At 35.9% G+C, this 26,280-nt stretch carries 30 protein-coding genes and 2 riboswitches; of the genes, 19 read left to right on the top strand and 11 right to left on the bottom strand.

The annotated features are described in order from the left end of the window. Nucleotides 1-33: 33 nt before the first annotated feature. Genes KI338_RS10695 through comGA form a run of 7 tightly spaced genes read right to left on the bottom strand, consistent with a single transcriptional unit; the run spans nucleotide 34 to nucleotide 3,914 of the window. Nucleotides 34-438 (bottom strand): competence type IV pilus minor pilin ComGG, encoded by a 405-nt coding sequence (locus KI338_RS10695; RefSeq protein WP_212921003.1) that lies wholly within the window; start codon nucleotides 436-438, stop codon nucleotides 34-36. Next, the gene (locus tag KI338_RS10690; RefSeq protein ID WP_212921002.1) at nucleotides 410-826 is read right to left on the bottom strand and encodes a competence type IV pilus minor pilin ComGF; all 417 of its coding nucleotides are present in this window, start codon (nucleotides 824-826) and stop codon (nucleotides 410-412) included. Before KI338_RS10690 ends, KI338_RS10695 begins: the two co-directional genes overlap by 29 nt. Beyond that, entirely contained in the window at nucleotides 810-1,145 is a 336-nt protein-coding gene (locus tag KI338_RS10685; protein ID WP_212921001.1) for a hypothetical protein, read from the bottom strand. Before KI338_RS10685 ends, KI338_RS10690 begins: the two co-directional genes overlap by 17 nt. Continuing rightward, a complete protein-coding gene (comGD, locus tag KI338_RS10680; RefSeq protein ID WP_212921000.1) occupies nucleotides 1,132-1,560 on the bottom strand; it encodes a competence type IV pilus minor pilin ComGD in 429 nt (142 codons plus the stop codon). Before comGD ends, KI338_RS10685 begins: the two co-directional genes overlap by 14 nt. Continuing rightward, nucleotides 1,560-1,874 (bottom strand): competence type IV pilus major pilin ComGC, encoded by a 315-nt coding sequence (gene comGC / locus KI338_RS10675; protein WP_212920999.1) that lies wholly within the window; start codon nucleotides 1,872-1,874, stop codon nucleotides 1,560-1,562. The genes comGD and comGC overlap by 1 nt, the downstream gene beginning before the upstream one ends. Nucleotides 1,875-1,888: 14 nt before the next feature. Beyond that, entirely contained in the window at nucleotides 1,889-2,926 is a 1,038-nt protein-coding gene (locus tag KI338_RS10670; RefSeq protein WP_212920998.1) for a type II secretion system F family protein, read from the bottom strand. Continuing rightward, complete coding sequence (gene comGA / locus KI338_RS10665) at nucleotides 2,904-3,914, bottom strand: competence type IV pilus ATPase ComGA (protein ID WP_212920997.1); 1,011 nt, start codon at nucleotides 3,912-3,914, stop codon at nucleotides 2,904-2,906. Before comGA ends, KI338_RS10670 begins: the two co-directional genes overlap by 23 nt. 97 nt (nucleotides 3,915-4,011) lie before the next feature. On the opposite strand from comGA, the gene KI338_RS10660 reads away from it, so the two are divergent. Both KI338_RS10660 and KI338_RS10655 read left to right on the top strand, forming a co-directional pair. Continuing rightward, nucleotides 4,012-4,503 carry a shikimate kinase gene (locus KI338_RS10660; RefSeq protein WP_212920996.1) on the top strand — a complete coding sequence of 164 codons (492 nt, stop codon included), beginning with the start codon at nucleotides 4,012-4,014 and terminating at the stop codon, nucleotides 4,501-4,503. An 82-nt stretch (nucleotides 4,504-4,585) separates the two neighbouring features. After that, nucleotides 4,586-4,744, top strand: a complete 159-nt coding sequence (locus tag KI338_RS10655; RefSeq protein WP_373306343.1) for a YqzE family protein — start codon at nucleotides 4,586-4,588, stop codon at nucleotides 4,742-4,744. A gap of 112 nt (nucleotides 4,745-4,856) precedes the next feature. Here the strand turns inward: KI338_RS10655 and KI338_RS10650 are convergent, their stop codons facing one another. Next, nucleotides 4,857-5,636 carry a YqhG family protein gene (locus KI338_RS10650; protein WP_212920995.1) on the bottom strand — a complete coding sequence of 260 codons (780 nt, stop codon included), beginning with the start codon at nucleotides 5,634-5,636 and terminating at the stop codon, nucleotides 4,857-4,859. Further along, on the bottom strand, nucleotides 5,623-7,290 hold the full coding sequence (locus KI338_RS10645) for a DEAD/DEAH box helicase (protein ID WP_212920994.1): 1,668 nt from the start codon (nucleotides 7,288-7,290) through the stop codon (nucleotides 5,623-5,625). The genes KI338_RS10650 and KI338_RS10645 overlap by 14 nt, the downstream gene beginning before the upstream one ends. Nucleotides 7,291-7,438: 148 nt before the next feature. Then, nucleotides 7,439-7,540: riboswitch (glycine riboswitch) on the top strand. Between the two features lie 2 nt (nucleotides 7,541-7,542). Beyond that, nucleotides 7,543-7,631, top strand: a riboswitch (glycine riboswitch). A gap of 100 nt (nucleotides 7,632-7,731) precedes the next feature. Here KI338_RS10645 and gcvT point away from each other — a divergent pair. The 9 genes from gcvT (at nucleotide 7,732) to KI338_RS10600 (ending at nucleotide 17,364) form a co-directional block, all read left to right on the top strand. Continuing rightward, a complete protein-coding gene (gene gcvT / locus KI338_RS10640; RefSeq protein WP_212920993.1) occupies nucleotides 7,732-8,844 on the top strand; it encodes a glycine cleavage system aminomethyltransferase GcvT in 1,113 nt (370 codons plus the stop codon). Between the two features lie 18 nt (nucleotides 8,845-8,862). Continuing rightward, nucleotides 8,863-10,212: an aminomethyl-transferring glycine dehydrogenase subunit GcvPA gene (gcvPA, locus tag KI338_RS10635; RefSeq protein WP_212920992.1), complete on the top strand. Its 1,350-nt coding sequence runs from the start codon at nucleotides 8,863-8,865 to the stop codon at nucleotides 10,210-10,212. Then, nucleotides 10,205-11,665, top strand: a complete 1,461-nt coding sequence (gene gcvPB / locus KI338_RS10630; protein ID WP_212920991.1) for an aminomethyl-transferring glycine dehydrogenase subunit GcvPB — start codon at nucleotides 10,205-10,207, stop codon at nucleotides 11,663-11,665. Before gcvPA ends, gcvPB begins: the two co-directional genes overlap by 8 nt. A gap of 503 nt (nucleotides 11,666-12,168) precedes the next feature. Continuing rightward, complete coding sequence (locus KI338_RS10625) at nucleotides 12,169-12,843, top strand: response regulator transcription factor (protein ID WP_212920990.1); 675 nt, start codon at nucleotides 12,169-12,171, stop codon at nucleotides 12,841-12,843. Continuing rightward, nucleotides 12,840-14,195, top strand: a complete 1,356-nt coding sequence (locus KI338_RS10620; RefSeq protein WP_212920989.1) for a sensor histidine kinase — start codon at nucleotides 12,840-12,842, stop codon at nucleotides 14,193-14,195. Before KI338_RS10625 ends, KI338_RS10620 begins: the two co-directional genes overlap by 4 nt. Before the next feature lie 85 nt (nucleotides 14,196-14,280). Then, complete coding sequence (locus KI338_RS10615; protein ID WP_212920988.1) at nucleotides 14,281-15,342, top strand: hypothetical protein; 1,062 nt, start codon at nucleotides 14,281-14,283, stop codon at nucleotides 15,340-15,342. Between the two features lie 661 nt (nucleotides 15,343-16,003). Next, nucleotides 16,004-16,582 carry a VanZ family protein gene (locus KI338_RS10610; RefSeq protein WP_244853550.1) on the top strand — a complete coding sequence of 193 codons (579 nt, stop codon included), beginning with the start codon at nucleotides 16,004-16,006 and terminating at the stop codon, nucleotides 16,580-16,582. 13 nt (nucleotides 16,583-16,595) lie between these two features. Then, the gene (locus KI338_RS10605; RefSeq protein WP_212921312.1) at nucleotides 16,596-16,772 is read left to right on the top strand and encodes a hypothetical protein; all 177 of its coding nucleotides are present in this window, start codon (nucleotides 16,596-16,598) and stop codon (nucleotides 16,770-16,772) included. A gap of 142 nt (nucleotides 16,773-16,914) precedes the next feature. After that, the gene (locus KI338_RS10600; RefSeq protein WP_212921291.1) at nucleotides 16,915-17,364 is read left to right on the top strand and encodes a GNAT family N-acetyltransferase; all 450 of its coding nucleotides are present in this window, start codon (nucleotides 16,915-16,917) and stop codon (nucleotides 17,362-17,364) included. Between the two features lie 86 nt (nucleotides 17,365-17,450). On the opposite strand, the gene KI338_RS10595 is transcribed toward KI338_RS10600, so the two are convergent. Beyond that, on the bottom strand, nucleotides 17,451-17,822 hold the full coding sequence (locus KI338_RS10595; protein ID WP_212920986.1) for a rhodanese-like domain-containing protein: 372 nt from the start codon (nucleotides 17,820-17,822) through the stop codon (nucleotides 17,451-17,453). Between the two features lie 391 nt (nucleotides 17,823-18,213). Here KI338_RS10595 and KI338_RS10590 point away from each other — a divergent pair, with 391 nt between their 5' ends. The 5 genes from KI338_RS10590 (at nucleotide 18,214) to KI338_RS10570 (ending at nucleotide 23,387) form a co-directional block, all read left to right on the top strand. Continuing rightward, nucleotides 18,214-20,772, top strand: a complete 2,559-nt coding sequence (locus KI338_RS10590; RefSeq protein ID WP_212920985.1) for a vitamin B12-dependent ribonucleotide reductase — start codon at nucleotides 18,214-18,216, stop codon at nucleotides 20,770-20,772. 394 nt (nucleotides 20,773-21,166) lie between these two features. Further along, entirely contained in the window at nucleotides 21,167-21,706 is a 540-nt protein-coding gene (locus tag KI338_RS10585; RefSeq protein ID WP_212920984.1) for an AAA family ATPase, read from the top strand. Between the two features lie 20 nt (nucleotides 21,707-21,726). Next, complete coding sequence (locus KI338_RS10580) at nucleotides 21,727-21,912, top strand: hypothetical protein (protein ID WP_212920983.1); 186 nt, start codon at nucleotides 21,727-21,729, stop codon at nucleotides 21,910-21,912. A 90-nt stretch (nucleotides 21,913-22,002) separates the two neighbouring features. Further along, a complete protein-coding gene (mntR, locus tag KI338_RS10575; protein ID WP_212920982.1) occupies nucleotides 22,003-22,422 on the top strand; it encodes a transcriptional regulator MntR in 420 nt (139 codons plus the stop codon). A 74-nt stretch (nucleotides 22,423-22,496) separates the two neighbouring features. Next, a complete protein-coding gene (locus KI338_RS10570; RefSeq protein WP_212920981.1) occupies nucleotides 22,497-23,387 on the top strand; it encodes a patatin-like phospholipase family protein in 891 nt (296 codons plus the stop codon). Between the two features lie 15 nt (nucleotides 23,388-23,402). Here the strand turns inward: KI338_RS10570 and KI338_RS10565 are convergent, their stop codons facing one another. Beyond that, nucleotides 23,403-23,774, bottom strand: a complete 372-nt coding sequence (locus KI338_RS10565; protein ID WP_212920980.1) for an SA1362 family protein — start codon at nucleotides 23,772-23,774, stop codon at nucleotides 23,403-23,405. A 196-nt stretch (nucleotides 23,775-23,970) separates the two neighbouring features. Between KI338_RS10565 and KI338_RS10560 the strand changes: the two genes are divergently transcribed. From KI338_RS10560 to efp, 3 genes are all read left to right on the top strand, one after another. Further along, a complete protein-coding gene (locus KI338_RS10560; RefSeq protein WP_212920979.1) occupies nucleotides 23,971-24,489 on the top strand; it encodes a YqhR family membrane protein in 519 nt (172 codons plus the stop codon). Nucleotides 24,490-24,614: 125 nt separating this feature from the next. Continuing rightward, nucleotides 24,615-25,676, top strand: a complete 1,062-nt coding sequence (locus KI338_RS10555; protein WP_212920978.1) for a M24 family metallopeptidase — start codon at nucleotides 24,615-24,617, stop codon at nucleotides 25,674-25,676. A 28-nt stretch (nucleotides 25,677-25,704) separates the two neighbouring features. Next, complete coding sequence (efp, locus tag KI338_RS10550) at nucleotides 25,705-26,262, top strand: elongation factor P (RefSeq protein ID WP_212920977.1); 558 nt, start codon at nucleotides 25,705-25,707, stop codon at nucleotides 26,260-26,262. Nucleotides 26,263-26,280: the final 18 nt, after the last annotated feature.

Below are 26,280 nucleotides of genomic sequence, written 5' to 3'. Positions count from 1 at the left end.
CTAGGACTATGATGCATAGCCCATCAAAATAGCTTATTCTTTAGTATCATCCAGATCGAATAAATTATGTGATTCAGAATCTAATTTTAACGATTTTGTGACAGAAGTGTGAAAGCCATTATTCGTTTCAATAAGTACATGAATATGTAGCGTAGATTTATCGATAATAATAGGAGTTATTTCAACGGTTCCATTTGGAAAATGGTATATCCGCTTTTCATCATTAGCTAAATGATGTCCTTTGGAAATAAACTCTGTGTATCCCATTTGAAATAGAGTTTCTGCGTGAACCTGCTCAATGATATTCTTCGTCATATGCATATCTTGCCAGTAAGCTACAATCGTGCTTGAAAGATATAACAGGACTAATGCCGAAATAATTAACACAGACGGGAGAATAAAACCATTTTTATGGATAGAAGTTAATTTTCTTTTCATAGATATATCCTTTTTTATCAGTTATCGTAACAATAAATCCACTAGCTTCTTCTGCAAATTGGATTTCTTTAATTTTTCGTAGATAAATTTCGTGTCCTTGTCCGTTAACCTGTCTGCGAATATTATCTCCATAAAGTTCAATGGTAATTAAATCCTCCTTAGCTCTTAACGTTATCCGCCCATCGCTATGTACAAATAATTCAGATGCTTGTATGACCTCTTGTTGAAGGAAAAAGAAAAACTGCTGTATCGAAATTTCTTGGTAGTAAGAATGGTTTTTCATAGTCTTTAAAATAGCTGCTTCAATAGGGATACACATAATAAGTATCGTTAAGATAAACAGTATCGTATAAAAAGTGAATCCTTTCTCCTTATTTTTGTTTTCCATAAATACAAATCTCCTCATGACGATTTCTAATGTTTGTCCAGGTTGCACAACCCTTTATTAACCTAGATTCGGTATTGGTGAATTCAAATGTTGTTACTAATGAATCTAGGAATACTTTACGAGTCGTTGGAAAATCGTTTTTCGTTAGCACAGACTGTAACTCATCATGTAAGAGAAGAACGATTTGTCGTTTGTGGCTAAGTGCTTCTTTCTCATAGGATACAAATGAAGCAAGTGGCAGAAAGGAAGTGGCGACGAGCACTAATATACCCAGAGAAACGAATGCTTCTATTACGGAAAATCCATTACTGTTTTTCAAGATAACCACGTCCTTTCCCAAGTGGAAATACATATCTGTAGGTATTATTAGGAGTTTTCAAAGAAATCGTTCCTGCTTTTCGAATAGTCCCATTTTCATTATAGGAAATGGAATCGAGCTTTCTACGGTCCAATGTCCAATTGCTTGGGAGATCCCTAATGATAGATTGCTGATCTGGTCCAACGATGATGTATTTATTTTCCTGAAGAATGATACGGAAATTCTTAGTAGAACCAATGGCTTGATTTTGAATATAAAGTATATCGTTTTCCATTCTTTCCAAAATCTTCTCCTCGTTCTTTTTAGCAAGTAAGGAGTGCATCGTAGGTACACTTAAGCTTAGTAAAATTGCTAATACAGAAAGTGTGACCAATACCTCTAAAAGGGAGAATCCTACCTCGTTTGCCATCTTCATTAATCGGGTGCCGAAACCTTTCCTGTAGCTGCAGAGTAAATTAGTTTGGATTCGGTGTTAGAGCAGTACGTTTGATTTTTTCGAATATAATTTTCTGTGACTAATTCCTCAAGATTCTTTGGATACGTATATTTTTCTAAATAAAATGCGTCAATCTGCGTTTGGACGACTGATACTAATGCTTCACACCCTTTACTTTGAACATCTTTGCTCTTATTCCCTAAATTAGGAATGATTAATATCATTAGAACAGACACAATCATAAGAACGATTAGCATTTCTATTAATGTAAAACCTTTTTGATTTCTGAACATAAATTTTCTTCTCCTTATATTGTTTCAATTATTTGATACATGGGCCACATTAATGATAAGTAAATGAGAATCACGACTAAGCCCAATAAAATAAAAAAGACAGGCTGTATATAGGTAATGGTTCGCATTATCTTTTGGTGGAGATCATCAGTTAAAAAGGTGGCATAGACAGCTAGATCCTTTTCAAGTGTATCGGCATTACTGTTTTTTTGGAAAATAGAGGCCAGCTCTTGCTTAATGAAGCTAAAATTGTGTAACAACAGGGATAGGTGAATTCCTTGGTTTAATCCATCGATTAATATATGGGCATAATGAGAAACAATATTCTGTTTGGGCTGTTCTTTTAAAATTAATAAGACGTCCTTAATGGAAATACCCGTTTGGAGTAACGAGCTAATATGTGTTGCTAGCAGAAATGATGTATTTAGTGTGATATAGCTGCGGTAAATTGGGATCATTTTGATGACCTTCAGTTGTATTTCTATGGGGATTTTATATTGGAAGTGGTTCCAGCTCAAACGAATAGTAAGGACGAATAGGATAACGAAAAGAAATCCGTAATACAAAAAAGCTGAGATGGTAATCATTGTCGTTATAAGCATCGAATGTTCACTGCCTTGTTCCGTTAAGGTTAATAGATTGGGTAGAACGGAATGTTGGATGAAGAAAAATAGAAAGGAGAAAACAACGATTAATATTAGAGGATAGCGTATTACTTGTGTGAATTTTTTACTGTATTCAATACGCCTTTCAAATATTTCTACCGTCTTTTGAATATTGCTTTCTAAATCTCCATATTCCTTGGATAATGCTAAGAACGAAATGACAATAGGATGAAATTTCATTTTTTCTAAAGCGAGAGGAAAAGAATTGCCATCGCGTAGAAGTACGATTATCTGATTTGCAATAGAGGATATTGTTTTATCCCATTGTAATACCTCAAGTGCTTCATTTAATGAATACCCAATTGATAAAGCTCTAGATAATCGCTTAAGAAATCTTAGCTGCATAATGGGCTTTAATGTGGTATTAGAAGCTCTCATATGTGTCATAGGAAATAAACCCATATATAAATGCCTTCTTTCTCATGTGATGAAAGGATTGCTTATTATTTGTAATACTCGATAGCTCCCCATTTATGGCTTGACCCAACAGATTTCCTTCCAATATCTCAAGTATGGCAGCACGTTTCTTTTCAGTAGACTTCGGTAATATTGGAAGCAGTTGAATGGAGGCGACCCCAATTAATGATTGCTTAAGGTCTGAAGCAGAGAGTCCCATTTCTTGAAGACGTTGTATCGTACCTGGGGTATTTTTTGCATGGATGGTACTAAGAACTAAGTGTCCAGTAAGTGAAGCTTCAAATGCAAATTGGGCTGTTTGTTTATCGCGAATCTCACCAACCATAATGATATCAGGATCATGTCTTAGTGCAGCCTTTAACCCGGATTGATAGGTGATTCCTGCTTTTTCATTAACCTGTACTTGTAAAATGTCGTCAATATTCTTTTCAATCGGATCCTCAAGGGTAATGGTTTGATAGGATTTTTCTTTGATGACAGATTCAAGAAGTGCATATAGGGTAGTTGTTTTGCCACTGCCTGTGGGTCCTGAAAATAGGATTAAGCCAGCTTTATGAAGCATCCAGGACTTCACCTTGTTTAATTGAAATTGAAATAAGAATAATTGATCAAGGGAGAGTTGTTTATCCTGAGGAAGTATGCGTATTGCTAGGCTTTCCTTTTGGTTAACGGGGAGGGTGGAAAGGCGTAAGAAATAGTGTCTACCATGAACTTGATGGGCAATGATTCCATTTTGGGGTTTTCTAATTTCACCAATATCCATTCCTGATGTAAACTTATAATACGTGAGTAAGAAATCGAACTGGGAGGAAGTAATCGTCTGGAGTAGAAGTCTTTCACCTTGTACTCGGATGTAAATAGTTGTTTCAGACTCGAAGGGGTAAAAGTGGATATCGGTGGCATCTCTCGCTATGGCAGTTGAGAGGATTCGCTGCGAAAGTCGTTCAGCAGGATTCAAGTCAAAACACCTCCAATATATTGTACAGCTATCTATTCGACATTCATTTACGAAATCCTTCTTTTTTTATAAAAATAGTTAAAAAGGATGTTGCAAATTGCAAATCATATATTTAATTGGATTTATGGGTAGTGGAAAAACTACAGTAGGACGAGCATTAAGTGAAGCAATGCAGGAACAGGCAGTAGATATTGATGTAGAGATTGAGAGTAGACTCGGAAAAAAAATTGTTGATATCTTTCAAGATGAAGGAGAATGTGGATTTCGCATACATGAGACAGCAACATTACGCTCCTTGCAGCATATACCAATTATTTCAACAGGTGGAGGAATTGTAGAACGCCAAGAGAATATTACATATATGAAAGAAACAGGGGTAATTGTTTATTTAAAAGCTTCTTATGAACTCATAGTAAAAAGACTCTCTGGTGATTCCTCTAGACCGCTTTGGCAGGGAAACCAGGAAAAACGTGCATTGTATCAAAGACGGATTACGATGTATGCAGCATGTGCAGATGTTACAGTTGATTGTAATAAGCTGACATTAGAAGAACAGGTAGATTTTATTCTCTCTCAAGTAAAGGTATAAACAATTTTTACAATGTAAAAAATAAGAATAATCCTACCTAAAAGAGGTGATACCCATAAAAGGAAATGATTATGTGAAATTTATGACAGAACAAGTTGTATCATATATCGATTTGCCAAAGGAAGAAAGAAAGAAGAGAAAAACGGATTTAAAAACTCAAAAAAATCATCCACTGATTGGTAATAGATGGTTTGGCGTATTACCTGTTGCCATTCGCTTCTTCTTTAAAAAAGCAAATTGAAACGATTTTGCTGAAAAAATGGTCTGACTCTTCGAAATAGATGCTTATAGAGTCAGACCATTTATCATGTTAGTCATTCTTAAATGAAAATGTATGTTAATGGTTTACCCAACTACATCTGCTCCATATAAAAAATCCCACCATTTATAACCGAAACCCTAATCTTAGGGTGATATCGTTCCTTTAAATCCGCTAGTTCTTTATCCATTTGTTCGCGTTCTTCCTCTGGACTGTCCTCGTAAAAGTGCTTCAGCAGCTCTATTTCGTTTTGGAGCGCTTCTAAGGAATCCTTTGCCCATTTATGATCTTGGTCGTTAATATACTGGTTGATTACTGTTAGAATTCGTTTATATCCACTAATTGGTTTAATTAGTGGTGTGATGGTATAGCAATAGTCAGAGATCTGCATTTGAAAATCTTGTTGCTGTAAAAATTCCATCATGTCTATTTTCATCATGCCATTAATTAAATTTAGTCCAATAGAAAAAACTTCATCTTTATTATGTTTTCCGATATAGCTTAATTTCATATTAACTACTAACCATGGGTGTAGCGCAGTGTTATTGTTAGTATTTACTACCTGGAATAGTCTTGTAAATCGTTCGTTATCACGGAGATGTCTTAGGATTTGCTGAAGCCTTGGACTACCAAAATGAATCCGTTCTCCTTTTACCTCGGTTTGCTCCTGATTGGTGATTAACGTAAGTTGCATTGGATCACCATCTCTCCCCATTTTTTTAATATAATGCCAATAGAAAGGGCGATTCATTAGGGCGCGGTCCATTTTTTCATTTAATTGAATTTGCAAGATACCATCGTGATTGGATAAGATTTCACAATGGTGAGCTGAAAAATATTCCTGTAAAAAGGTGTTAAGGTTAGATATTGCCATAGTTTCTCTCCTCTTGCATCGATTTCTCTTGTATGCTCTGAATAACCGCAGCTAAATTGTCTAATTTTATTTTGATTTCCCCGGTAGAAGATGATCCATTCATGATGGATTTTACCTCGTTTTCAAAGCTATCAATATTTAATTCAGCAAGAATATCGTCCAAATGCCCAATAACCTTTTCGAAGAGAACTATTTTTTCATATAACAGCTTCATAATATGCTCTTCAAGTGTATTCCGTATGGCAAAATTATAAATATGGACATCTTTTTCTTGACCATAACGATGTATTCTACCAATTCGTTGTTCAAGTCGCATCGGATTCCAGGGTAAATCATAATTTATCATATAATTACAGAACTGAAGATTAATACCTTCACCACCAGCTTCTGTCGCTATCAACACCTGTGCCTTATCCTTAAATAATTGCTTCATCCAATCCTTTTTTCCACGCTTAAATCCCCCACGAAAAGGAACAGAAGTGATTCCATGCTGCTGTAAATACCATTGAAGATAGAGCTGAGAAGCGCGATACTCGGTAAAAATAATGACCTTCTCATCACCAATTTCTTTCATTAATTCTACAACCTTCTGTGCTTTTGCATGATGTGGTAGTTGTCCAATCTTCTCAACGATTGGCTGTAGAATTTCGCGACCTTGATTTTCTTCATCATTGATAAATTTTTGTAGGGAAAGATAACAAGCTTCCCTGGATGAACACAGCTCACGTAGAAAAGTAATTTTCGAGAAGCTAGCAAATGGTTGAAAGCTCCTGTCTAGCTCGTTATAAACCTCGTACTCTTCCGGTGTGAAATCAAGCCAAACGGTTTCAATATGACGTTTCGCCTGATCCAATGAGGTTTCCTTTCTTGTATTTCGAACCATGACCTTTTGAACTAGTTGTTTTAAGTAGACATCCTGGTTGATGCGCTTACGATCACGACCATATTGCTCAAGAAATGATTCGTAATTGCCTAAGTGTCCCGGCTTTAAAATGGATACGAGATTAAAGATTTCTATTAATTGATTTTGAACAGGTGTTGCAGTTAGTAATAAGCAATATTTCTTTTTTAGTGCACGAACAAACGCATAGTTTTTTGTATTGTGATTTTTAATTTTATGTGCTTCATCTATTAAAATAAAATCATAGTGAATATCTAAAATAGCCTCCCGATGTGGGGAGCGTTTTGCCGTATCGATGGAGGTCACGAGAATATCATACTGATCCCAAGAATAATTCTTCCGATAAGCAGCTGCAGGTATATAGAACTTTTCATTTAATTCTTTTACCCATTGATTTACTAAGGATGCAGGAACAATAATTAGTACTTTATTAACAAGGCCACGAATCATATATTCCTTCAATATTAGTCCTGCTTCAATGGTTTTCCCAAGTCCAACCTCATCGGCTAGAATGGCACGGCCATGCATCTCTTCGATCACTTGTTTAGCAGTATCAATTTGATGTGGTAAAAAATCCATATGTGGAAGAAACTCTAATGCTCGTAAGCCATTAAATTCCTTCGTAACTGTCGTTAGTTCCGCATCATAGGCCATCTTAAATAAACTCCAGGGCGAGAATGGACCATCTTGCTCTAGTTTTTCTTCTAATGCTCCAATAAAACTTACATCATGTTCCATATCTATTTGTTGCATCGCAAACTTCCTTTATCAATAGTTTCTAAAATGGTAAATAATAAAGATACATTTTAATAGCTGTGTGGTATAATGAATCTGAAATAGAAGAAATAAAAGAGTTTTGATACATAGTATAACCATATTGATTTAATTTCATAAAAAGCGAATGAATACAGGGGGAGAGATTACTTTTCGTGCATTCGATAAGTAACGCCGAAGGAGCAAGCTTATTAGCGAATCTCTCAGGCAAAAGAACCCTTGTAGGACGCACCTCTGGAGAGTGTTTGTCAATGGATAAACCACCCACGAAGCACGCATTTTTTAAGGAGATGCTAAACTTTCTGGTTACAGGACAGAGGCAGTAATGTAGGGGCAATGCCTTATTTTCAGGCTTACCCCTACATTACTGCCTCTATTTTTATGTGATATTATTAGAAAATTACAAAGGGAGTGGAAATTGTGAGTGAGCTAAAAAGAACCCCAATCTATCCCGAATATGAAAAGCTTGGGGCAAAGACCATTGATTTTGGTGGATGGGATTTACCAGTGCAATTTTCAAGTATTAAGGAAGAACATGAGGCAACAAGAAATCGGGCGGGGTTATTTGATGTTTCCCATATGGGAGAGATAAGGGTAACAGGTCCAAAGAGCCTCGACTTTCTTCAATATGTTTCTACCAATGATGTTTCAACACTTGTTCCGAATAAAGCGCAATATTCATTTATGTGCTATGAAGATGGTGGAACAGTGGATGATTTTCTAATCTATATGATGGCTGAAAATGATTATTTAGTAGTTGTAAATGCTGCCAATACGACAAAAGACTTCGAATGGATGCAAAAAAATAATCATTTTACTGAGGAAGAAGTAATGATTACAAATGTTTCATCCGATTACGCACAATTAGCATTACAAGGGCCAAGATCAGAAGAAATCTTGCAAACGATTACAGATACAAATTTAACAGAGATTAAGTTTTTCCGGTTTGATCAAGAGGTCTATTTCACGGGTATGGATAAACCTGCACTAGTGTCTAGAACTGGTTACACAGGTGAAGATGGCTTTGAAATTTATATCGCAAAAGAAGAGGGTCCTAAGCTATGGAACCTTATTCTAGATGCAGGGAAGGACAAAGGTCTTTTACCAGTCGGCCTTGGAGCACGTGACACACTACGATTTGAGGCTAATTTACCGCTTTATGGTCAAGAGCTATCTGAATCTATCACACCAATTGAGGCAGGTCTGAAATTTGCCGTAAAAGTGAATAAAGAAGCTGATTTTATTGGAAAAGAAGTATTAAAAGCGCAAGTTGAGAATGGAACAAGTCGTAAAATAGTTGGGATTGAAATGATAGATAAGGGAATTCCACGTTACGGTTATGAGGTTTTCCAGGGAGAGGAAGAAATCGGTGTTGTGACAACTGGTACACAATCGCCAACCTTACAAAAAAATATCGGCTTAGCTCTTATTAAGTCGGAATATGCAGTAGAGGGAACAGAGCTTGAAATCCAAGTAAGAAAACGGCGCCTGCGGGCAATGATTATTCCGAGAACATTTTTAAAGCAAAATTAACCAGGGGAGGGAAATAGTATGGATTTTCGTTATTTACCAATGACTGAAACAGATAAAAAAGAAATGCTAGATTCCATTGGAATTCAAGAAACAGACGAGCTTTTCTCAGACATTCCTGAAAAAGTTCGTCTTAAACGATCACTAAATTTGAAAGAACCAAAAAATGAATTTGAATTAAAAAAAGAATTAGCTCAAATGGCGAAGAAAAACTACAATTTGAAAGAATACACGTCGTTCCTAGGAGCAGGGGTTTATGATCACTTTATTCCGTCAGTAGTAGACCATGTTATTTCGAGATCAGAATTCTATACTGCCTACACACCATATCAGCCAGAAATCTCACAAGGTGAATTACAGGCAATTTTTGAATTTCAAACAATGATTTCAGAATTAACTGGAATGCCGGTTGCAAACTCTTCGATGTACGATGGAGGAACGTCTTTAGCTGAGGCGGTAAATCTTAGCGCGGGTCAGACAAGAAGGAAAAAGGTAATTGTTTCAAAGGCAGTACATCCAGAATATCGTGCAGTAATTGAAACATATGGTAAAGGTCCAAATTTGGATATCGTTTATATTGATCATGTCAATGGACTTACAGACTTAGAGCAATTAGCTCATGAATTAGATGATACCACTGCTAGTGTCGTCATCCAATATCCGAACTTCTTTGGTCAACTTGAGCCATTAGCAAAGATTCGTGAGCTATTAGTTAATCAGCCAAAGGCAATGTTTATCGTTTCTAGTAATCCATTGTCATTAGGAGTATTAACACCTCCTGGTGCGTTTGGAGCTGACATAGTTGTCGGAGATACACAAGTATTCGGTATCCCCGCTCAATTTGGTGGTCCACACTGTGGATATTTTGCAACAACGGAAAAATTAATGCGCAAGATACCTGGCCGGTTAGTAGGTCAAACCGTTGATGAAAATGGTGTTCGTGGTTATGTATTAACACTACAGGCTAGAGAACAGCATATTCGTCGCGATAAAGCAACCTCTAATATCTGCTCAAACCAAGCATTAAATGCACTAGCAAGTGCTGTTGCAATGAGTTCTATCGGTAAGCATGGGTTAAAGAAAATGGCAGAGCTAAACATGCATAAAGCACGTTACGCAAAGAAACAGTTAGAAGTTGCTGGATTTGAAGTAGTTCATGATGGTTCGTTTTTTAATGAATTTGTCGTGAAGCTTCCAGTACCTGTGAAAGTGGCGAATGATAAATTATTGGAAAAAGGTATAATTGGTGGCTATGATCTAGCAGCATATTATCCAGAGTTAGAAGGTCATATGCTAGTAGCGGTAACAGAAATTCGTACAAAAGAGGAAATCGATGCTTTTGTAAAAGAATTGGGGGATATCCATGACTAATCAAGATTTTCCATTAATTTTTGAACGTAGTAAAGAGGGTCGTGTAAGCTATAGCTTGCCAGATTTAGATGTTCCTGAAGTGGATTTGGAAGCAGAATTAACAGCTACCTATATGAGACAAGAAGCACCTGAACTTCCAGAGGTTAGTGAATTAGAAATCATGCGTCATTATACAGGGCTTTCGAATAGAAACTATGGTGTAGACTCAGGGTTTTATCCATTAGGATCATGTACGATGAAATACAATCCAAAAATTAATGAAGATGTTGCACGTCTAGAAGGGTTTACACATATCCATCCATATCAAGATCCGAAAACCGTTCAAGGTGCGCTTGAAATGATGTATGATCTCCAGCAAGCATTACAAGAAATCACTGGTATGGCTGGAGTATCGCTTCAATCTGCAGCAGGTGCTCATGGTGAGTGGACTGGATTAATGATGATACGTGCCTTTCATGAGGCAAATGGTGATTTTCATCGTACGAAGGTAATCGTTCCAGACTCTGCGCACGGTACAAACCCAGCCTCCGCATCTGTAGCTGGATTTGAATCGGTAACTGTTAAAACAAATGAAAAAGGCTTAGTAGATTTAGAAGACTTAAAACGTGTAGTTGGTGATGATACTGCAGCACTCATGCTAACCAACCCAAATACGCTTGGACTATTTGAAACAGAAATTCTTGAAATGGCTGAGATTGTTCACGGTGTTGGTGGTAAGTTATATTATGATGGTGCTAATTTGAATGCGATTATGGGCTATGCTCGTCCTGGGGACATGGGATTTGATGTGGTACATCTTAACCTTCATAAGACATTCACTGGTCCACACGGAGGTGGTGGTCCTGGATCTGGTCCTGTTGGAGTTTCTGCAGAGCTAGAGCCATTCCTACCAAAACCATTAGTAGTGAAAAAAGATGACTTCTATACATTAGAATATGATCGCCCACAATCGATTGGTCGTGTAAAACCATTTTACGGGAACTTCGGTATTAACCTTCGTGCCTACACATATATTCGCACAATGGGAGCGGAAGGGCTGAAGAAGGTTAGTGAGTATGCTGTTCTAAATGCAAACTATATGATGCGTAAGCTTGAAAAGGTATATGATCTACCATATAACCAGCATTGTAAGCATGAATTTGTTTTATCTGGTAAGAGACAGAAGAAACTAGGGGTACGTACACTTGACATTGCAAAGCGTCTTCTTGACTTCGGTTATCATCCACCTACTGTTTACTTTCCATTAAATGTGGAAGAGGCGATGATGATAGAGCCGACCGAAACGGAGTCTAAGGAAACCTTGGATGGGTTTATTAACACCTTATTGATTATTGCTGATGAAGCGGAAAATAATCCAGAAATTGTACAAGAAGCTCCACATAATACGATTATGAAACGTATGGATGAGACAACTGCAGCAAGAAAACCGATTTTACGTTATTACAAAGCATAGTATTTCAAAATGTATAGGTAGGAAAGTTTTGGTGGTTTAATTTATAAGGGCTTTGTCACAGAGTGGCAAAGCCTTTTTCATTACGGTAATAGTGATTTTCGTAGTGGTTAGATAGTCTTGTAAATATCATAGCTGTATAAATAATCAAGCATAAGGTTTAATGAGTTGAAGTATAGAGCGAAGTATTGGAAAGTTTGAGAGTTATACGGTATCCAACATTCCAATAAAAAAAGCTGTAACTGGAAATATAAAGTAATAACCTATGTTGGATTAAGAGGAAGAAAAGGACGGATAATCTAATTTAGTATAGTAGAATATTTCATTACATACAAGAGTTGAGCGTTGCGATTATTGGATGGTCGATTATTTTTATATAAATCTATAGTGTATTTGGAATATTATGTTAATATTAAAGTGGAAAGCGATGAAGGTTGTTGGGATTGTGTATGGTATCTTAAGCAGTCTATAGAGAGAAGTATTTGTGGGAGGTACATGACTAGGTTATGAAGACAACAATATTACATATAGAGGACGATCAAGAAATCGGAGCATGGGTGAGTAGTTTTTTAATAGAATCTGGATATGAAGTCATTTGGATTACCTCAGGGGAGAAAGCTATCGAGTATATGGAAAAGGTTGACCTTGTTATTCTAGATATTATGTTACCGGGTTTAGATGGATATACAGTTGGTCAGCGTTTGAAGCAGCGGTACCCGAATATACCGATTATGATGCTGTCAGCTAGAACATCAATGGAAGATAAGTTGCAGGGTCTCTCTTTCGCGGATGATTATATGACGAAACCGTATCATCCAGATGAGTTAATTGCTCGGATTCAAGTTCTAGTAAGACGATTTGGAGTTGTTGAATCGGCTGTCTTGGAGATAAAGCATTTACGAATTGACCAGAAGATAAATCGCATCGTGAATACAATAACCAAAGAAGATATCGTGTTAACAGGTAAACAATTTCATATATTTATGTATTTGTTAGATCATTTGAATCAAATTTTAACGAAAAAACAAATATACGAAGCTGTTTGGAAAGACGCATACATAGATGGAGATAAAACGTTAATGGTTCACATTCGCCACCTACGTGAAAAAATTGAGATTGATACAAGTCGACCGGAAATAATTGAAACAATTCGTGGCATTGGATATAGGATGAAATCATGAAGATTTTACAATCATTAATGTCTCGATATTTGTTACTTATTTTATTCGCTCTAGCACTTTTTCCACTAATTCCTGCGGTTTACTATTCCTACACTATTCTATTTAATCATAAGCTATATGCTACACAGGAATTGGAAACACTTTGGCAAAATACTGCTGTCGAGTTAGATGGTCAAGGTGTAGAAGCTATTGAACACCGACTTCAATCAATAAAAAATAATTACCCTGAAGCGGGAATTTTTTGGATAACTGTTAACGGCGAGACAAGATTTATAGATGATCGACCAGAAAATATTCCAGATAAATGGACATTTGCTGATTCACTTAAATTTATGGAGGAAAGAAAATTTTTTGTGGACACCTATTTAAATAATAGAGAACCTCAAGAGATGTATACGACTACGGCTTTAATTGGAAATGATTCAAACCAGGGAGTAATCGTTTTTCAATTGCCACTTTCGAAAACAGATATTGGCAGTTTGTCTAAAGATTATATATTTATAGCACTTTTCCTATGTGTTATCGGATTTTTTATTGTAATCTCTTGGTTATTTTTCTACAAAATACGAAAGCGACTTGTCCAGCTTCAGATGACAATGTCCGTACCAGGGAATAATGGAGTCCCAGATCAAGTAGATATTAAAAGGATGGATGAGATTGGTAGGTTGGAAAGTGCATTTAACGATATGGTCAACCAGTTAAATAAAAGTAGAGCGAATGAGCAAAAGGAAGAAAATATGCGAAAGCAGCTAATTGCTAATATATCGCATGATTTAAGGACACCTCTGACCGTTATCAGGCAGCATGTATATTCTGTAAAAAATGCTTCTGATACCTCTAAGGAAATAGCTTCACTTCAAATTGTTGAAAATAAATTAGAGGATATGGATAACATGATCAATAATCTACTATCTTACACACTGCTTTCGGCTGGCAAACATCCAATGAATATAATAGAGATAGATATATTAGACGAAATCCGTAAAGTTATTGCTGAATGGTATCCGATATTGGAAAAATATCAGTTTGAAATAGCTATTGATTTACCTGACAAATCGTTACGCTGGAATGTAGATCCTATTTGGTTAAAAAGTATTTTGGATAATTTAATACAAAATATCGTTCGACATGCCAGATTGGGTCGATATATTGGGATTAAAACGGTTGAACGTTATGGATCAACATTCATCGTGATAGAGGATAGGGGAAAAGGGTTTGAACATGAATCAGAAAATAAAGGAGTTGGAATAGGGCTTTCAATTGTTACACTGATGATGAAGGAGATGTGTTTAGAATGGGACATATCGACTTCTTCTACGGGAACTTGCATAAGCTTCGGTAAGAAAATTTAAACAAAACTTTAACTTCAGGTCACCTTAATGAACATCTTACTGATATATCCTTTCTATAAAGAACATATAGAAAGGATTGAGTTAAATGGAGATGGGTGTAAATAAAAAAGAGGTTAATCAGGTAAGGTGGCATTCCTTGCTTGGATATGCAGCATTAATTTGGTCTGTCATCTATGGGATTATGAATTTTTATTGGTTACAAGGAGGGGCGGGCTATCCTTTTATACAGGAAACCGGTACAGGTATCTTTTCGGCATTAATCACATACCTACCTTCTCAAGTAGGATCAAGCGTTATTTGTCTGATTTGTATTCTAGGGGTGTTTTTTAGTTTAGCTATGCATTTTCAGTGGGGGAGAGTCCTACCGTCTTGGCTTATCATTCTGTTTTCATGGAGCCTTGCTATTTTTTTACTTCTTTTTATCCCTGATTTCAGATTAATTGCAGCGATTGCTTACGCCTTTTTGTTTAAGTTTGCATTTACTTGGCAGATGGTGAATCAAGTTATCTGTATTATTGGTGCATTGCTCTGGATATTTACTGTTATTTCGTATCAACGAAAAGTACGTAATGCTTGCCTAGGATGTGGTAGAAAAGAAAATGGTAACGTTTTTGTATTAGTAAGATGGGGAAAATGGATAACAATTACCGCGGTAGTTGCGCCATTGCCATATGCAATTACAAGATTTGCTTGGGCACTTGGTATACCACTTGGTGTGGACGATAAGTTTTTAGAAGAAAGTGTACGGATAAATCCGAGCGCTACTTTAACAGAATGGGTTTTTGGTGGATTATGTATAGTTGGAGGGCTTTTAACACTTGGGTTAATTCAAAAATGGGGAGAATTTATTCCAAAGTGGGTACCTCTCTTAGGGGGAAAAAAAGTGCCAATTCTTTTCGCAGTGATCCCTGCGTCAATAGTAGCAATCGTATTAACTTCTGCAGGCTTTATTTTTACCGTGGGATTTTTAGCGGTATCATTACAGATGGTCCATGCTGAGGGAATTGTCATCAGTGAAATCGGAGGTACGATTGGACCAATGTTGACATGGCTTCCATGGGGGCTAGCTTTAGGGCTAGCGGCAATTTCCTATTATTATCGTAGAAGAGGTAGATGTCGATATTGTAAGCAAGATGAATATATTTGAACAATTATAAGAGTAGTTATCTTGACTTTACAAAATATATGATGCGAATATTAGATTGATCGAGCGATTCAATTAGGTTGAAATATCTCTATGTATAGGAAGAAACCTAATATCCATCTATATCTCGCCATAGATGTGATGTATATCACACCAGCTAAATGTGTTTAAGCATACTTTAATAACATATATAAAAAGATCAACAAAACGATTATCATAACTGAACTTATAAGTAACATTTGGGTCCAGTTTATTTTAATCGTTTTTCTATTGAAATTCTTATGCGTATTTTTTGAATATTATGTTAGTATTGAGGTGACTAGGAGTTTCGATAACAGTATAGGTTCAAAAGTAGAACCATTCATGCTAGAAATTTTTAATCTGGGAGTGAGGGGGGATAAAATTTAGTTCCTTTATCAGTATTTTACTTTTACTTAATCATTCTTTTTGGTTTCTCAACATTGCTTTTTTTTAATTCAATTCTATATGGGAAGACAATAGAACCTATAATTGCTTATCTGTTATCATTAATTTTTGTATATTTGATGTTAAATACTATCGGGGAAATTAGGAAACGTGAAAGGTGATTGAGGTTTATAGGCATAAGGGTGTACCCCTATAGATCGTTTATAACATGGAAGAGATTAGGGAAGGAAGTTCTAAATTGTTGTTAATATTTGACGTAGTAGAAATAGGATTAGTATTTTTAATCTTGTATATCATCATTGATTTCATACGTAATAGAACTAGCAACCTCCTAAAGAGGGTAATTATTTATAGTTTTGTATTTTATATACTTAATGTCATTCAACTGACAACTGGCGGAATTTACATACCTCCTCAGAAAGAATTTATACCGCAATTTCAATTAGTACCTTTTTATTTTATTGGGGATTGGATAAGCATTTACCAAAATAAGGGGTTTGACTGGTTCTTTTGGCATTCTGTAAAGTTATCATTTTATAATTTGATCATGCTGTTTCCTTTAGGGGTATACTTATCCGTATTATTCAGAGTGAAAAGAAGTTCAATCGCTATACTAACAGTATTTCTTTCAAGTCTTATAATAGAAATTTATCAAGTAGTATTGGCATATTTAGGATTGGTTGGAGGAAGAACATTTAATATTGACGATCTTCTTTTAAATACTTTAGGAGGTTCAGCAGGGTTTTTAACTATAATGTTAGTAACGAGACTTTTTGAATCTAATCATTATTGGCAGGGTAAAAGAGAGGCCAGTTAAAGAAGTTAATTGTGTGAAATCAGTTAGTAGAGAAAGCGGGAGAAGAATGGAATTATTATTTTTAGTACTGATTTTCGCTGGTTTATTTGCAACTTACGACGCGATAAGGAGGGTTAATAATAATCTTATTGACCAGACGGAAGAAATTAAGAAAATAAGGGAGGAGCTAATAAAAAATAATAAGAAGTAGACTAATTATAGTTATTCCGTATTAATGAAAATAATTATGGATACAATCCATACCAAAAATGATATGCTTAACTTCCAGATACATATAAAATGTTTCGGAGTAAGAGATTATAAGTTAAACAACAAGAGGAGCTACTCACATGTTGAACTATCGAAAAGCAAACGTAGATGATATTAGTCAATTGATAGAACTAAGAAAGAAACAATTACTAGATGAGGGAATTGATCCTAATATTGACATAGATACAGAACTATATAATTTCTTTGAAGAGAAGCTAAATGAGGATACTTTAATTCAGATTCTGGTTGAGGATGGACGAGAGATTATTGCTTGTGGTGCAATCGTCTTTTATGATTTTCCACCTACATATACAAACAAGACCGGGAAAAAAGGATATATTACCAATATGTTCACAAAAGAGGACTATCGTGGACAGGGGATAGCAACAAGTATACTAAATAAGTTAGTTGACGACGCGAAAGAATTTGGTGTTTCCAAGTTGTGGCTTGGAGCATCGAAATTAGGGAGACCAGTCTATAAAAAGTTTGGTTTTAAGGAATCCGATGAGTGGTTAGAATTAGATGTAGAATAAATAATGAAAACGAATAAAACAGAGAAACACATCCTTTCTGGAGTGTTCCTCTGTTTTTTAATTTAAGAAGTGAAATAGCTAGTTTATTATCCTTGTTTGACCTTACCAGTCCACTTTTTAAATCCACCTTTTAACTGGTTTAAATCCTTGTATCCTTTTTTGTGTAGAATTTGTGCAGCACGTTGGGAACGTGCACCACTAGCACAATATAAATATACTGGCTTATCAGGACGGATTTCTACTAAGCGTTGCTTTAATTGTGTAACAGGAATATTTCTAGCACCAAGAATATGGCCGTTCTTAAATTCTTGCGGTTCTCTTACATCAATTAATTGTGCTTTTCGGTAGCCTTCACGGAATTGGTCTTCTGTTAAGGTTTTAAGATAGTTGCGTTGTCTAAAATAACGAAATACTGAGATGATGATTACAACAATGAGTGCCAATAAAATATATTTCATTAAACTATTCCTCCGACTTTCCATTTATACTATTTCATTATAGGCTGAAACTATCTATTTTTCAAAGTTTTTCTCTGGACAGAAATAGCCAACCAATGTCGAATTTTGAATTATTTCGTTTGCTATCATAATGAATAATCTAGTGCAATAATAAAAAGTATCCGTTTTTGTGGATTTTTATGAGCTTATCACTATAAATCTTTTATTTTCTTTGTTTTTTATTCATTATTGCAAGTTGACAAAAATAATCTAATGTGCATATTTTTCCATATGTTGTGGTTTTTAAAAAACGGGTACACAATATGTTGTAATCCAATCCTTAAATATGGTATGGTATTTTTATTAAAATCTAATTTAATAGATTAAGAAATTTGTAAAAGGGAGCGATAAAATGTCTACGGTTGTCGAATCGAAAACAAACATTAATGTGGATATGCTTAATGAAGACATCAAACTTTTTCCACAAGTACATCCAATTACAGAAGACATGAAACTACTACATAAGGGTGTATCACGCCTAGTTATGTTAGACCGTTATTCATTTAAAGATACGGAGAAAAAGACATTAAAAGAAGGGGATTTTGTTGTTCTAACTGTCAAAGCGGATCCGAAATTCCCAGCAAGAGGTCTTGGCTTTATTAAATCAATTGATCGGGTGAATAACGAGGCCTTTGTACAAGTTGAACCTGACTACGTATCTGTCCTAGAGGGCGAGGAAGCGGAGACTGGCGTTGTAAAACGTGGGTTAGATGTCATTGACAAGCCACTAGAGGTTTTCTACGAGCAAATCGCTAAAAGAAATGCAACTGGCTTAGCGGGTGTAGAACAGACAGAGGATTTACGTAAGGAATGGACTGAAAAGTATTATCAAGAATTATCTAATTTGAATTTTATCCCTGCAGGAAGAGTTTTATATGGAGCAGGATCAGATACAGAAGTAACCTATTTTAATTGCTACGTAATGCCATATGTAAAAGACTCTCGTGAAGGGATTTCTGAACACCGTAAACAGGTTATGGAAATTATGAGTAGAGGTGGAGGAGTTGGAACAAATGGTTCAACACTACGCCCACGAAATGCTTTAGCAAGAGGAGTAAATGGAAAATCATCTGGATCAGTTTCTTGGTTGGATGATATTGCGAAGCTGACACATCTTGTAGAGCAAGGTGGTTCAAGACGTGGAGCTCAAATGATAATGTTAGTGGATTCTCACCCCGATATCATAGAGTTTATTATTTCTAAAATGCAAAATCCGAGAATTCTGCGTTATCTAATTGAAAATACCGAAGATGAACAAATTAAGAAACTAGCGCAAGAAAAACTGAAATTTACTCCATTAACTGAAACAGAATCAGATCTTTATCAAGGAGTGTTGAATTATAAGAGCATTCCTGGACAAGGTGGATTTACTAGCTCTGTAATCCGAGAAGCAGAAGAGAAATTAAGAACCGGCGGAACGTATGCTGTTCATAACCCGGAGTTCTTAACAGGTGCTAATATTTCAGTATGTATCACAAAGGAGTTTATGGAAGCCGTAGAAAATGATACGTGGTATGAGCTTAAATTCCCAGATGTAGAAAATTATACTGAAGAGGAAATGAAAGCTTATAACGAGAACTGGCATCAAGTTGGTGACGTACGTCAGTGGGAAGCGATGGGTTACGGTGTACGTGTATACCGCCGAATAAAAGCAAAAGAGTTATGGAATCTTATAAATATTTGTGCAACATACTCTGCAGAACCAGGAATTTTCTTTATTGACAACGCGAACGACATGACGAACGCAAAGGCCTATGGCCAGCAAGTAGTAGCGACAAATCCTTGTGGTGAGCAGCCACTTGCACCATTTTCTGTCTGTAATTTAGCAGCAGTTAACTTAGGTGCTATGGCAAATAAAGATTCGAAGACAGTAAATTTCGAGAAGCTAAGACAAACAGTAAAAACGGGCGTAAGAATGCAGGATAATGTCATTGATGCGACACCGTATTTCCTAGAAGAGAATAAAAAACAAGCACTTGGCGAACGTCGTGTAGGACTTGGGGTTATGGGATTACATGACTTACTAATATATTGTGAAACAGAGTATGGCTCAAAAGAAGGAAATGAACTAGTAGATAAGATATTCGAAACCATTGCTACGACAGCTTATCGGGAATCAATCGAGCTAGCGAAGGAAAAAGGAAGCTTCCCGTTCTTGGTGGGAGATACTGAGGAAGAAACAATGAAGCTTCGCGAAGCATTTATTAATACTGGATATATGAAAAAAATGCCAGAAGACATTAGAGAAGATATTCTAAAATATGGAATTCGAAATTCCCATCTTCTAACCGTTGCACCAACTGGATCCACTGGTACAATGGTTGGAGTTTCAACTGGACTTGAACCTTACTTCTCCTTCTCTTACTTCAGAAGCGGAAGATTAGGTAAATTTATTGAAGTAAAAGCAGATATTGTACAAGAATATCTGGATCAACATCCAGAAGCAGATTCACAAAACCTACCAAATTGGTTTGTAACTGCAATGGAATTATCACCAGAAGCACATGCAGATACACAATGTGTTATCCAACGCTGGGTAGACAGTTCTATTTCCAAAACTGTAAATGCTCCAAAGGGATACACTGTGGATCAGGTTGAGAGTGTATACAGAAGATTGTATCGCGGCGGTGCTAAAGGTGGTACTGTCTATGTAGACGGTAGCCGTGACACTCAGGTTCTAACTCTAAAGGCAGAAGAAAACAACTTCGAGCAAACAGAGCTATTTGAAGAACCTGATACGCCTAAAAAGGTAGTATTAATGGATACAATCCAAGAACTAAAATCAACAGATGTAACGATTGGCTCTGAAGTAGGTGACACTTGCCCTGTTTGTCGTGAAGGTAAAGTAGAAGACATTGGTGGCTGTAACACTTGCACAAGCTGTGGAGCACAATTGAAATGTGGACTATAAGATATTAACAAGAAGGCTATTGAATTTTAATAAGTTCAATAGCCATTTTTAATGCAACCTTCAAAGTACACGTATTGACGATAAACACGGTCCAGTCTTAAGTTATAAAGGTGTTTAGAATTGCGATAAACCTCATTACGGATTGAATTAAGAGCTGAAGTAAGTGTAGTATTCTATAAATATCATTTTGAATAGAGTATAAAGTGATGTTAAGAGCTACTATTGAATTCATTTTAAAAAGAAATTAGAACAGAAATGAATTAAAGCAAGCCAATAGAAATCAATTCAAATGTAAGTTCGAATTAATATGATCTTTAAAACCGTCATAAACAATTATTTGAATATCCGTATTATGCTAAAGTTAATACTAAATAACGAACAGGTGGTATAAATCATGATCATTCTCATTAATGGTGCTTTTGGAGTTGGAAAAACTAGTGTCGCCAATGAATTACATAAACATATCGAAAACAGCATGATATATGATCCAGAAGTAGTGGGTTATATGCTCCGACATATCATCACAGATGATATAAAGAAGCCGCATGAGAAAACCGATGATTTTCAAGATTTAATCCTTTGGAAGGAACTGGTAGTAGACGTTGCAAAAGCAATCAAAAATGAATATAAAAAGCCATTAATTGTACCAATGACAATTTATAAAAAAGATTATTTACACTATATTTTAACTGGATTTCGCGAAGTAGATATAAATACGATTCATTTTCTGCTTACAGCGAAAAAGGAAACGATTCATCACAGGCTATTAAATCGTGGGGAAGAGGAAGGAAACTGGTGTTTCCAGCAAATTGATAAATGCCTGGAAGGATACCAGGATGAAATCTTTGAAAATAAGATTAAAACCGACAAACTACAAATAACAGAAATCGTCAACAACATAATGGAACAAATTCAATTCCCTGAATGTATATAAACTAAACGAAGGGATGAGGAATGAAAGATTGGTGGAAAAGAAAAAGAGAAAAAGCTAGAGGACGCCGAAAATCCGTGGGGGATCGGTATACCATTGGAGAAATGATAGCAGATATTCTTTTCTGGGCTCCAGAAATTATTCTCCTCCCATTTCGATTATTGTTTTGTGGGATAAGAGGTTTGTGGCGATATATTGATATTAGCTAATAACTTGTTTCCTATAGTTTTTTCCTGTATCCTCGAATTAGAAACAATTTTGCCTATGATAAAAATTATTCTTGAATCGAGGAGATCATAATGCCTACACCTAGTATGGAAGATTATATTGAAATTATCTATAACTTAATTGAAACCAAGGGGTATGCCAGGGTTTCCGATATTGCTGAGACATTAGAGGTCCATCCATCATCGGTAACGAAGATGGTTCAGAAGTTAGATAAAGGTGAGTATCTTTTATATGAAAAATATCGGGGATTTATTCTTACAGAGAAGGGCAAAAAAGTTGGCGAGAAGTTAGTATTCCGTCATGAATTATTAGAAGACTTTCTAGCAATTATAGGTGTGGACAAGGAGAATATCTATAATGATGTAGAAGGGATTGAACACCATTTAAGCTGGAACTCCATCGACCGCTTAGTCGATTTGGTGAAATATTTCAAAGAAGATGAACAGCGAATAGAAGATTTACGTAAAGTGCAAAAGGAAAATGAAAAATAAACCAACCATTGAGCGTTCTAAATTTATCCAAATTCGCTTACACATAATAAAAAACAATTGTAAGGGGATATTGGATGAAAATAGATGGTGTCTTCTCGGGTGGTGGCGTTAAAGCTTTTGCTTTTCTAGGTGCACTAGAGATGATTACAGAGAATAAATTCGAATTCGAACGTGTTGCTGGTACTTCTGCTGGTGCAATTGTTGCAGCATTCATTGCAGCAGGATACAGAATAGATGAACTAGAAAAACTACTAGAAGAACTCGACTTAACAACATTATTAGATTCTCCACGAATTACTCGTATAATACCAGCGAGTAAATGGTTCTTTCTCTATTTTCAGATGGGAATTAATAAAGGGGATAAGTTTGAGCAATGGATTTACTATCAACTAGCTAAGAAGAAAATATATACATTTGGTGATATCAAAAAGGGCTATTTAAAAATTGTTGTAAGTGATTTGACCCTAGGAAAACTAGTCGTTATTCCAGATGATTTAGAACGAGTATACGGAATTAATCCAGATAATTTCCCTGTTTCCAAGGCAGTGAGAATGAGTGCGGGTTTTCCGTATTTCTTTATGCCTAAGAAGCTAAAGGGTATTGGTAAAGAGAAAAGCCTTATGGTCGATGGTGGTCTACTAAGTAATTTTCCAATTTGGGTCTTTGATAGTGAAACGAATAAACGAACTAGACCGATTATTGGTCTAAAGCTAAGTGATAGCCCAGAGCGAAGTACTCCAAAAAGGATTAAAAATGCACTAGACATGCTTCATGCCTTATTTGCAACCATGAAACAAGCCCATGATGCAAGATATGTTGCAAAATCTGAGAAAAATAACATTATTTTCATACCGGTAAAGAACGTCCAGACAACCAACTTTATGATTAATGAAGAAACAAAAATAAAGCTGATAAACAGTGGTCGTTTGGAAGCGGAACGTTTTTTAAAAACCTGGAGCATGTAAAGAAGCGAGCTTCCATTAATTGGAAGCTCGCTTCTTACGTTTTGCCTTATTCCCATCAATTACTCGCAAATGATTCGGGCGTTTTTTGTTTTTCTTCTTTATTGTACTAGGCTGTTGATTTTGATAAGTTTGCACTGTATTTCGATTTTGTGTATATTTCGACTTCGATTGACGAACTGCCTGTTTGTATTTTTTTTCTTCAGAAGAGGATCCTCTTCTACCAAATACAACAAAATATAGAATGCCAAATAGGACTAATCCCATAATTACCATCATTAAAATATTGGTGAGAAAACCAGCTGGATTCGTAACTAGATTCCAAACTATTCCGATTGCTGCTAGTATGATAAGCCCATATATAATAAATGATGCTTTGCCCTTTCTCATTGTAAACTTCCTTTCTTAAGCTATACGTTGTAATTCTATTTTATCTCATTATTTTAAATAGAAAACGAACTTTTTAATCTAGTATAATTCTATCCCTATTCATCCAAAATATTCAACGATAATTCATCAAATTTAGTGCTTTTTTCTATGATAGTATTTTCTTTGGTGGGTGATACTATTCTTGGAGGTGTTTTCAATGGCAGAAAAAAAACACGATACGCAGCAGGAGGATTCATCCACTCTTCTAGGTAGGTCGCTCTTAACCGGCTTTATTGGCGGAATTCTAGCAAGTTTAATCGGAATTTTTATGTACAAATTTAATTTTATTGAAGTCTCCGCTAAGTCCTATGTACTTCGTTCGTGGACTACAGCCAGATGGACCGACACCTGGTTAGGCGAGTTAGTTACTATCCTGATTATTGGAGTACTTTCGATCGGGGTAGCCCTGGTATATTATGGCCTCTTAAAAAAAATAAATTCTATCTGGATGGGGATTGTATATGGTCTTATTCTATGGGGGATTGTGTTTTGTGTTCTTCATCCAATATTTCCTAATGTGCCTTATGTAACAGAATTGGAGTGGAAAACGATTGTATCTAGTGTGTGTCTGTATATCGTGTATGGCACATTTATTGGTTATTCCATTTCATTTGATTATCATGATAGTGTTATAAGCGCCGCAATTAAAAAGGATGAAAAAAAAGCTTCTAATTAAATCGTATTATTCGTCTCTCTAAACAATATTCAATTTTGTCTATTTATGGTAAACTTAAAAAGTCGTTATGTAGTGATTTTATATCCGATTTTTTAATTTATCTTAAAAAGAAAGGGATGAATGGAATGGAAAAACTTGTAAAGATAAGAAAAGCACTTCAAGAATTAAATCTTGATGCTCTCATGATCACCAGTCCAATTAACCGGAGATATGTAAGCGGCTTTACAGGTACTGCAGGGATTGTACTTGTTAGCTTGGAAGAGGCTATCTTCATTACCGATTTTCGTTATACTGAGCAAGCACAGGAACAAGCAAAAGGGTTTACTATCGTTGAACATAAGCAGTTAATTGAAGAAGAAGTGAAGGAACAGTTAACTCGTCTAAAGGTGAAACGCTTGGGTTTCGAAAAAAACCAAGTAACCTATGCTACATATGATCGTTATAATAATTTATTGGATGCAGAATTAGTTCCTACAAGTGAAATAATAGAAAAAATTCGTCTGATTAAAACACCAGATGAGTTAACCATATTAAAGAAAGCCGCTGAGATTGCTGATGCTGCTTTTGAGCATATCCAAGGATTCATTAAACCTGGTGTAAAGGAAATTGAAGTATCCAATGAACTTGAATTTTTCATGCGTAAACAAGGAGCAACATCTTCTAGTTTTGATATAATTGTCGCATCTGGATTCCGTTCTGCGATGCCACATGGGGTTGCATCAACGAAAGAAATCCAAGCAGGAGAATTAGTGACACTAGATTATGGTGCGTTATATAATGGATATGTTTCAGATATTACTCGTACAGTAGCGGTTGGGGAAATTAGTGATGAATTACGTAAAATCTATGATACCGTTTTAGAAGCACAATTACGGGGTGTAAATGGGATCAAACCTGGAATGTCGGGAATAGAAGCGGATGCTTTGACCAGAGATTATATTACGGAACAGGGATATGGTGAATATTTTGGCCATTCGACAGGTCACGGTATTGGTCTTGAAGTTCATGAGGGGCCAGGGCTATCATTCCGTAGTGAATTGAAATTAGAACCGGGCATGGTTGTCACTGTGGAACCTGGTATTTATATCCCAAATGTTGGTGGTTGCCGCATCGAAGACGATATTGTCATTACAGAAACTGGTAATGAACGATTAACCACTAGTAACAAAGAACTTATTCAGCTATAATTGGTTGTTGTAATTAAGGAGGAAAACAATGATTTCAGTAAACGATTTTAAAACAGGTTTAACAATAGAAATAGATAACGATGTATGGCAAGTAGTTGATTTCCAACACGTTAAACCAGGAAAAGGTGCAGCATTCGTTCGATCTAAGCTTCGCAACCTTCGTAACGGAAATATTCAGGAAAAAACCTTCCGTGCAGGTGAAAAAGTAGAAAAAGCACATGTTGAGCACCGTAAAATGCAATATTTATATGCATCTGGTGATTCCCATGCGTTTATGGATACAGATTCTTATGAGCAAATTGAGCTTAGCTCCGCACAAATTGAGCATGAATTGAAATTTATTAAAGAAAATATGGAAGTATCCATCATTCAGTATAATGGTGAAATGATTGGAATTGATTTACCAAATAATGTTGAACTTGAAGTAGTAGATACAGAGCCAGGAATCAAAGGGGACACTGCTAGTGGTGGCTCTAAGCCAGCTACAGTAGAGACAGGTCTTGTTGTTCAAGTTCCTTTCTTCATCAACAAGGGTGATAAACTGATCATTAACACCTCTGATGGAAAATACGTTTCAAGAGCATAAATTAACCTTATATTCATT

The sequence above is a fragment of the Ornithinibacillus bavariensis genome, assembly GCF_018333235.1.
Classification (GTDB): Bacteria; Bacillota; Bacilli; order Bacillales; family Amphibacillaceae; genus Ornithinibacillus; species Ornithinibacillus bavariensis.
The sequence above is the reverse complement of the archived record's forward strand: the minus strand, read 5'-3'. Positions and strand labels throughout refer to the sequence as shown.

Excerpts from the sequence above, each read along its gene's own strand:
- KI338_RS10625 (WP_212920990.1), top strand. The coding sequence starts at position 12,169 with ATGAAGACAACAATATTACATATAGAGGACGATCAAGAAATCGGAGCA.
- KI338_RS10695 (WP_212921003.1), bottom strand. The coding sequence starts at position 438 with ATGAAAAGAAAATTAACTTCTATCCATAAAAATGGTTTTATTCTCCCG.
- efp (WP_212920977.1), top strand. The coding sequence starts at position 25,705 with ATGATTTCAGTAAACGATTTTAAAACAGGTTTAACAATAGAAATAGAT.
- KI338_RS10670 (WP_212920998.1), bottom strand. The coding sequence starts at position 2,926 with ATGACACATATGAGAGCTTCTAATACCACATTAAAGCCCATTATGCAG.
- KI338_RS10555 (WP_212920978.1), top strand. The coding sequence starts at position 24,615 with ATGGAAAAACTTGTAAAGATAAGAAAAGCACTTCAAGAATTAAATCTT.
- comGC (WP_212920999.1), bottom strand. The coding sequence starts at position 1,874 with ATGTTCAGAAATCAAAAAGGTTTTACATTAATAGAAATGCTAATCGTT.
- KI338_RS10690 (WP_212921002.1), bottom strand. The coding sequence starts at position 826 with ATGGAAAACAAAAATAAGGAGAAAGGATTCACTTTTTATACGATACTG.
- KI338_RS10585 (WP_212920984.1), top strand. The coding sequence starts at position 21,167 with ATGATCATTCTCATTAATGGTGCTTTTGGAGTTGGAAAAACTAGTGTC.
- comGD (WP_212921000.1), bottom strand. The coding sequence starts at position 1,560 with ATGAAGATGGCAAACGAGGTAGGATTCTCCCTTTTAGAGGTATTGGTC.
- KI338_RS10570 (WP_212920981.1), top strand. The coding sequence starts at position 22,497 with ATGAAAATAGATGGTGTCTTCTCGGGTGGTGGCGTTAAAGCTTTTGCT.
- KI338_RS10620 (WP_212920989.1), top strand. The coding sequence starts at position 12,840 with ATGAAGATTTTACAATCATTAATGTCTCGATATTTGTTACTTATTTTA.
- KI338_RS10590 (WP_212920985.1), top strand. The coding sequence starts at position 18,214 with ATGTCTACGGTTGTCGAATCGAAAACAAACATTAATGTGGATATGCTT.
- KI338_RS10615 (WP_212920988.1), top strand. The coding sequence starts at position 14,281 with ATGGAGATGGGTGTAAATAAAAAAGAGGTTAATCAGGTAAGGTGGCAT.
- mntR (WP_212920982.1), top strand. The coding sequence starts at position 22,003 with ATGCCTACACCTAGTATGGAAGATTATATTGAAATTATCTATAACTTA.
- gcvPB (WP_212920991.1), top strand. The coding sequence starts at position 10,205 with ATGACTAATCAAGATTTTCCATTAATTTTTGAACGTAGTAAAGAGGGT.
- KI338_RS10645 (WP_212920994.1), bottom strand. The coding sequence starts at position 7,290 with ATGCAACAAATAGATATGGAACATGATGTAAGTTTTATTGGAGCATTA.
- KI338_RS10655 (WP_373306343.1), top strand. The coding sequence starts at position 4,586 with ATGACAGAACAAGTTGTATCATATATCGATTTGCCAAAGGAAGAAAGA.
- KI338_RS10580 (WP_212920983.1), top strand. The coding sequence starts at position 21,727 with ATGAAAGATTGGTGGAAAAGAAAAAGAGAAAAAGCTAGAGGACGCCGA.
- KI338_RS10560 (WP_212920979.1), top strand. The coding sequence starts at position 23,971 with ATGGCAGAAAAAAAACACGATACGCAGCAGGAGGATTCATCCACTCTT.
- gcvPA (WP_212920992.1), top strand. The coding sequence starts at position 8,863 with ATGGATTTTCGTTATTTACCAATGACTGAAACAGATAAAAAAGAAATG.
- KI338_RS10565 (WP_212920980.1), bottom strand. The coding sequence starts at position 23,774 with ATGAGAAAGGGCAAAGCATCATTTATTATATATGGGCTTATCATACTA.
- KI338_RS10650 (WP_212920995.1), bottom strand. The coding sequence starts at position 5,636 with ATGGCAATATCTAACCTTAACACCTTTTTACAGGAATATTTTTCAGCT.
- KI338_RS10595 (WP_212920986.1), bottom strand. The coding sequence starts at position 17,822 with ATGAAATATATTTTATTGGCACTCATTGTTGTAATCATCATCTCAGTA.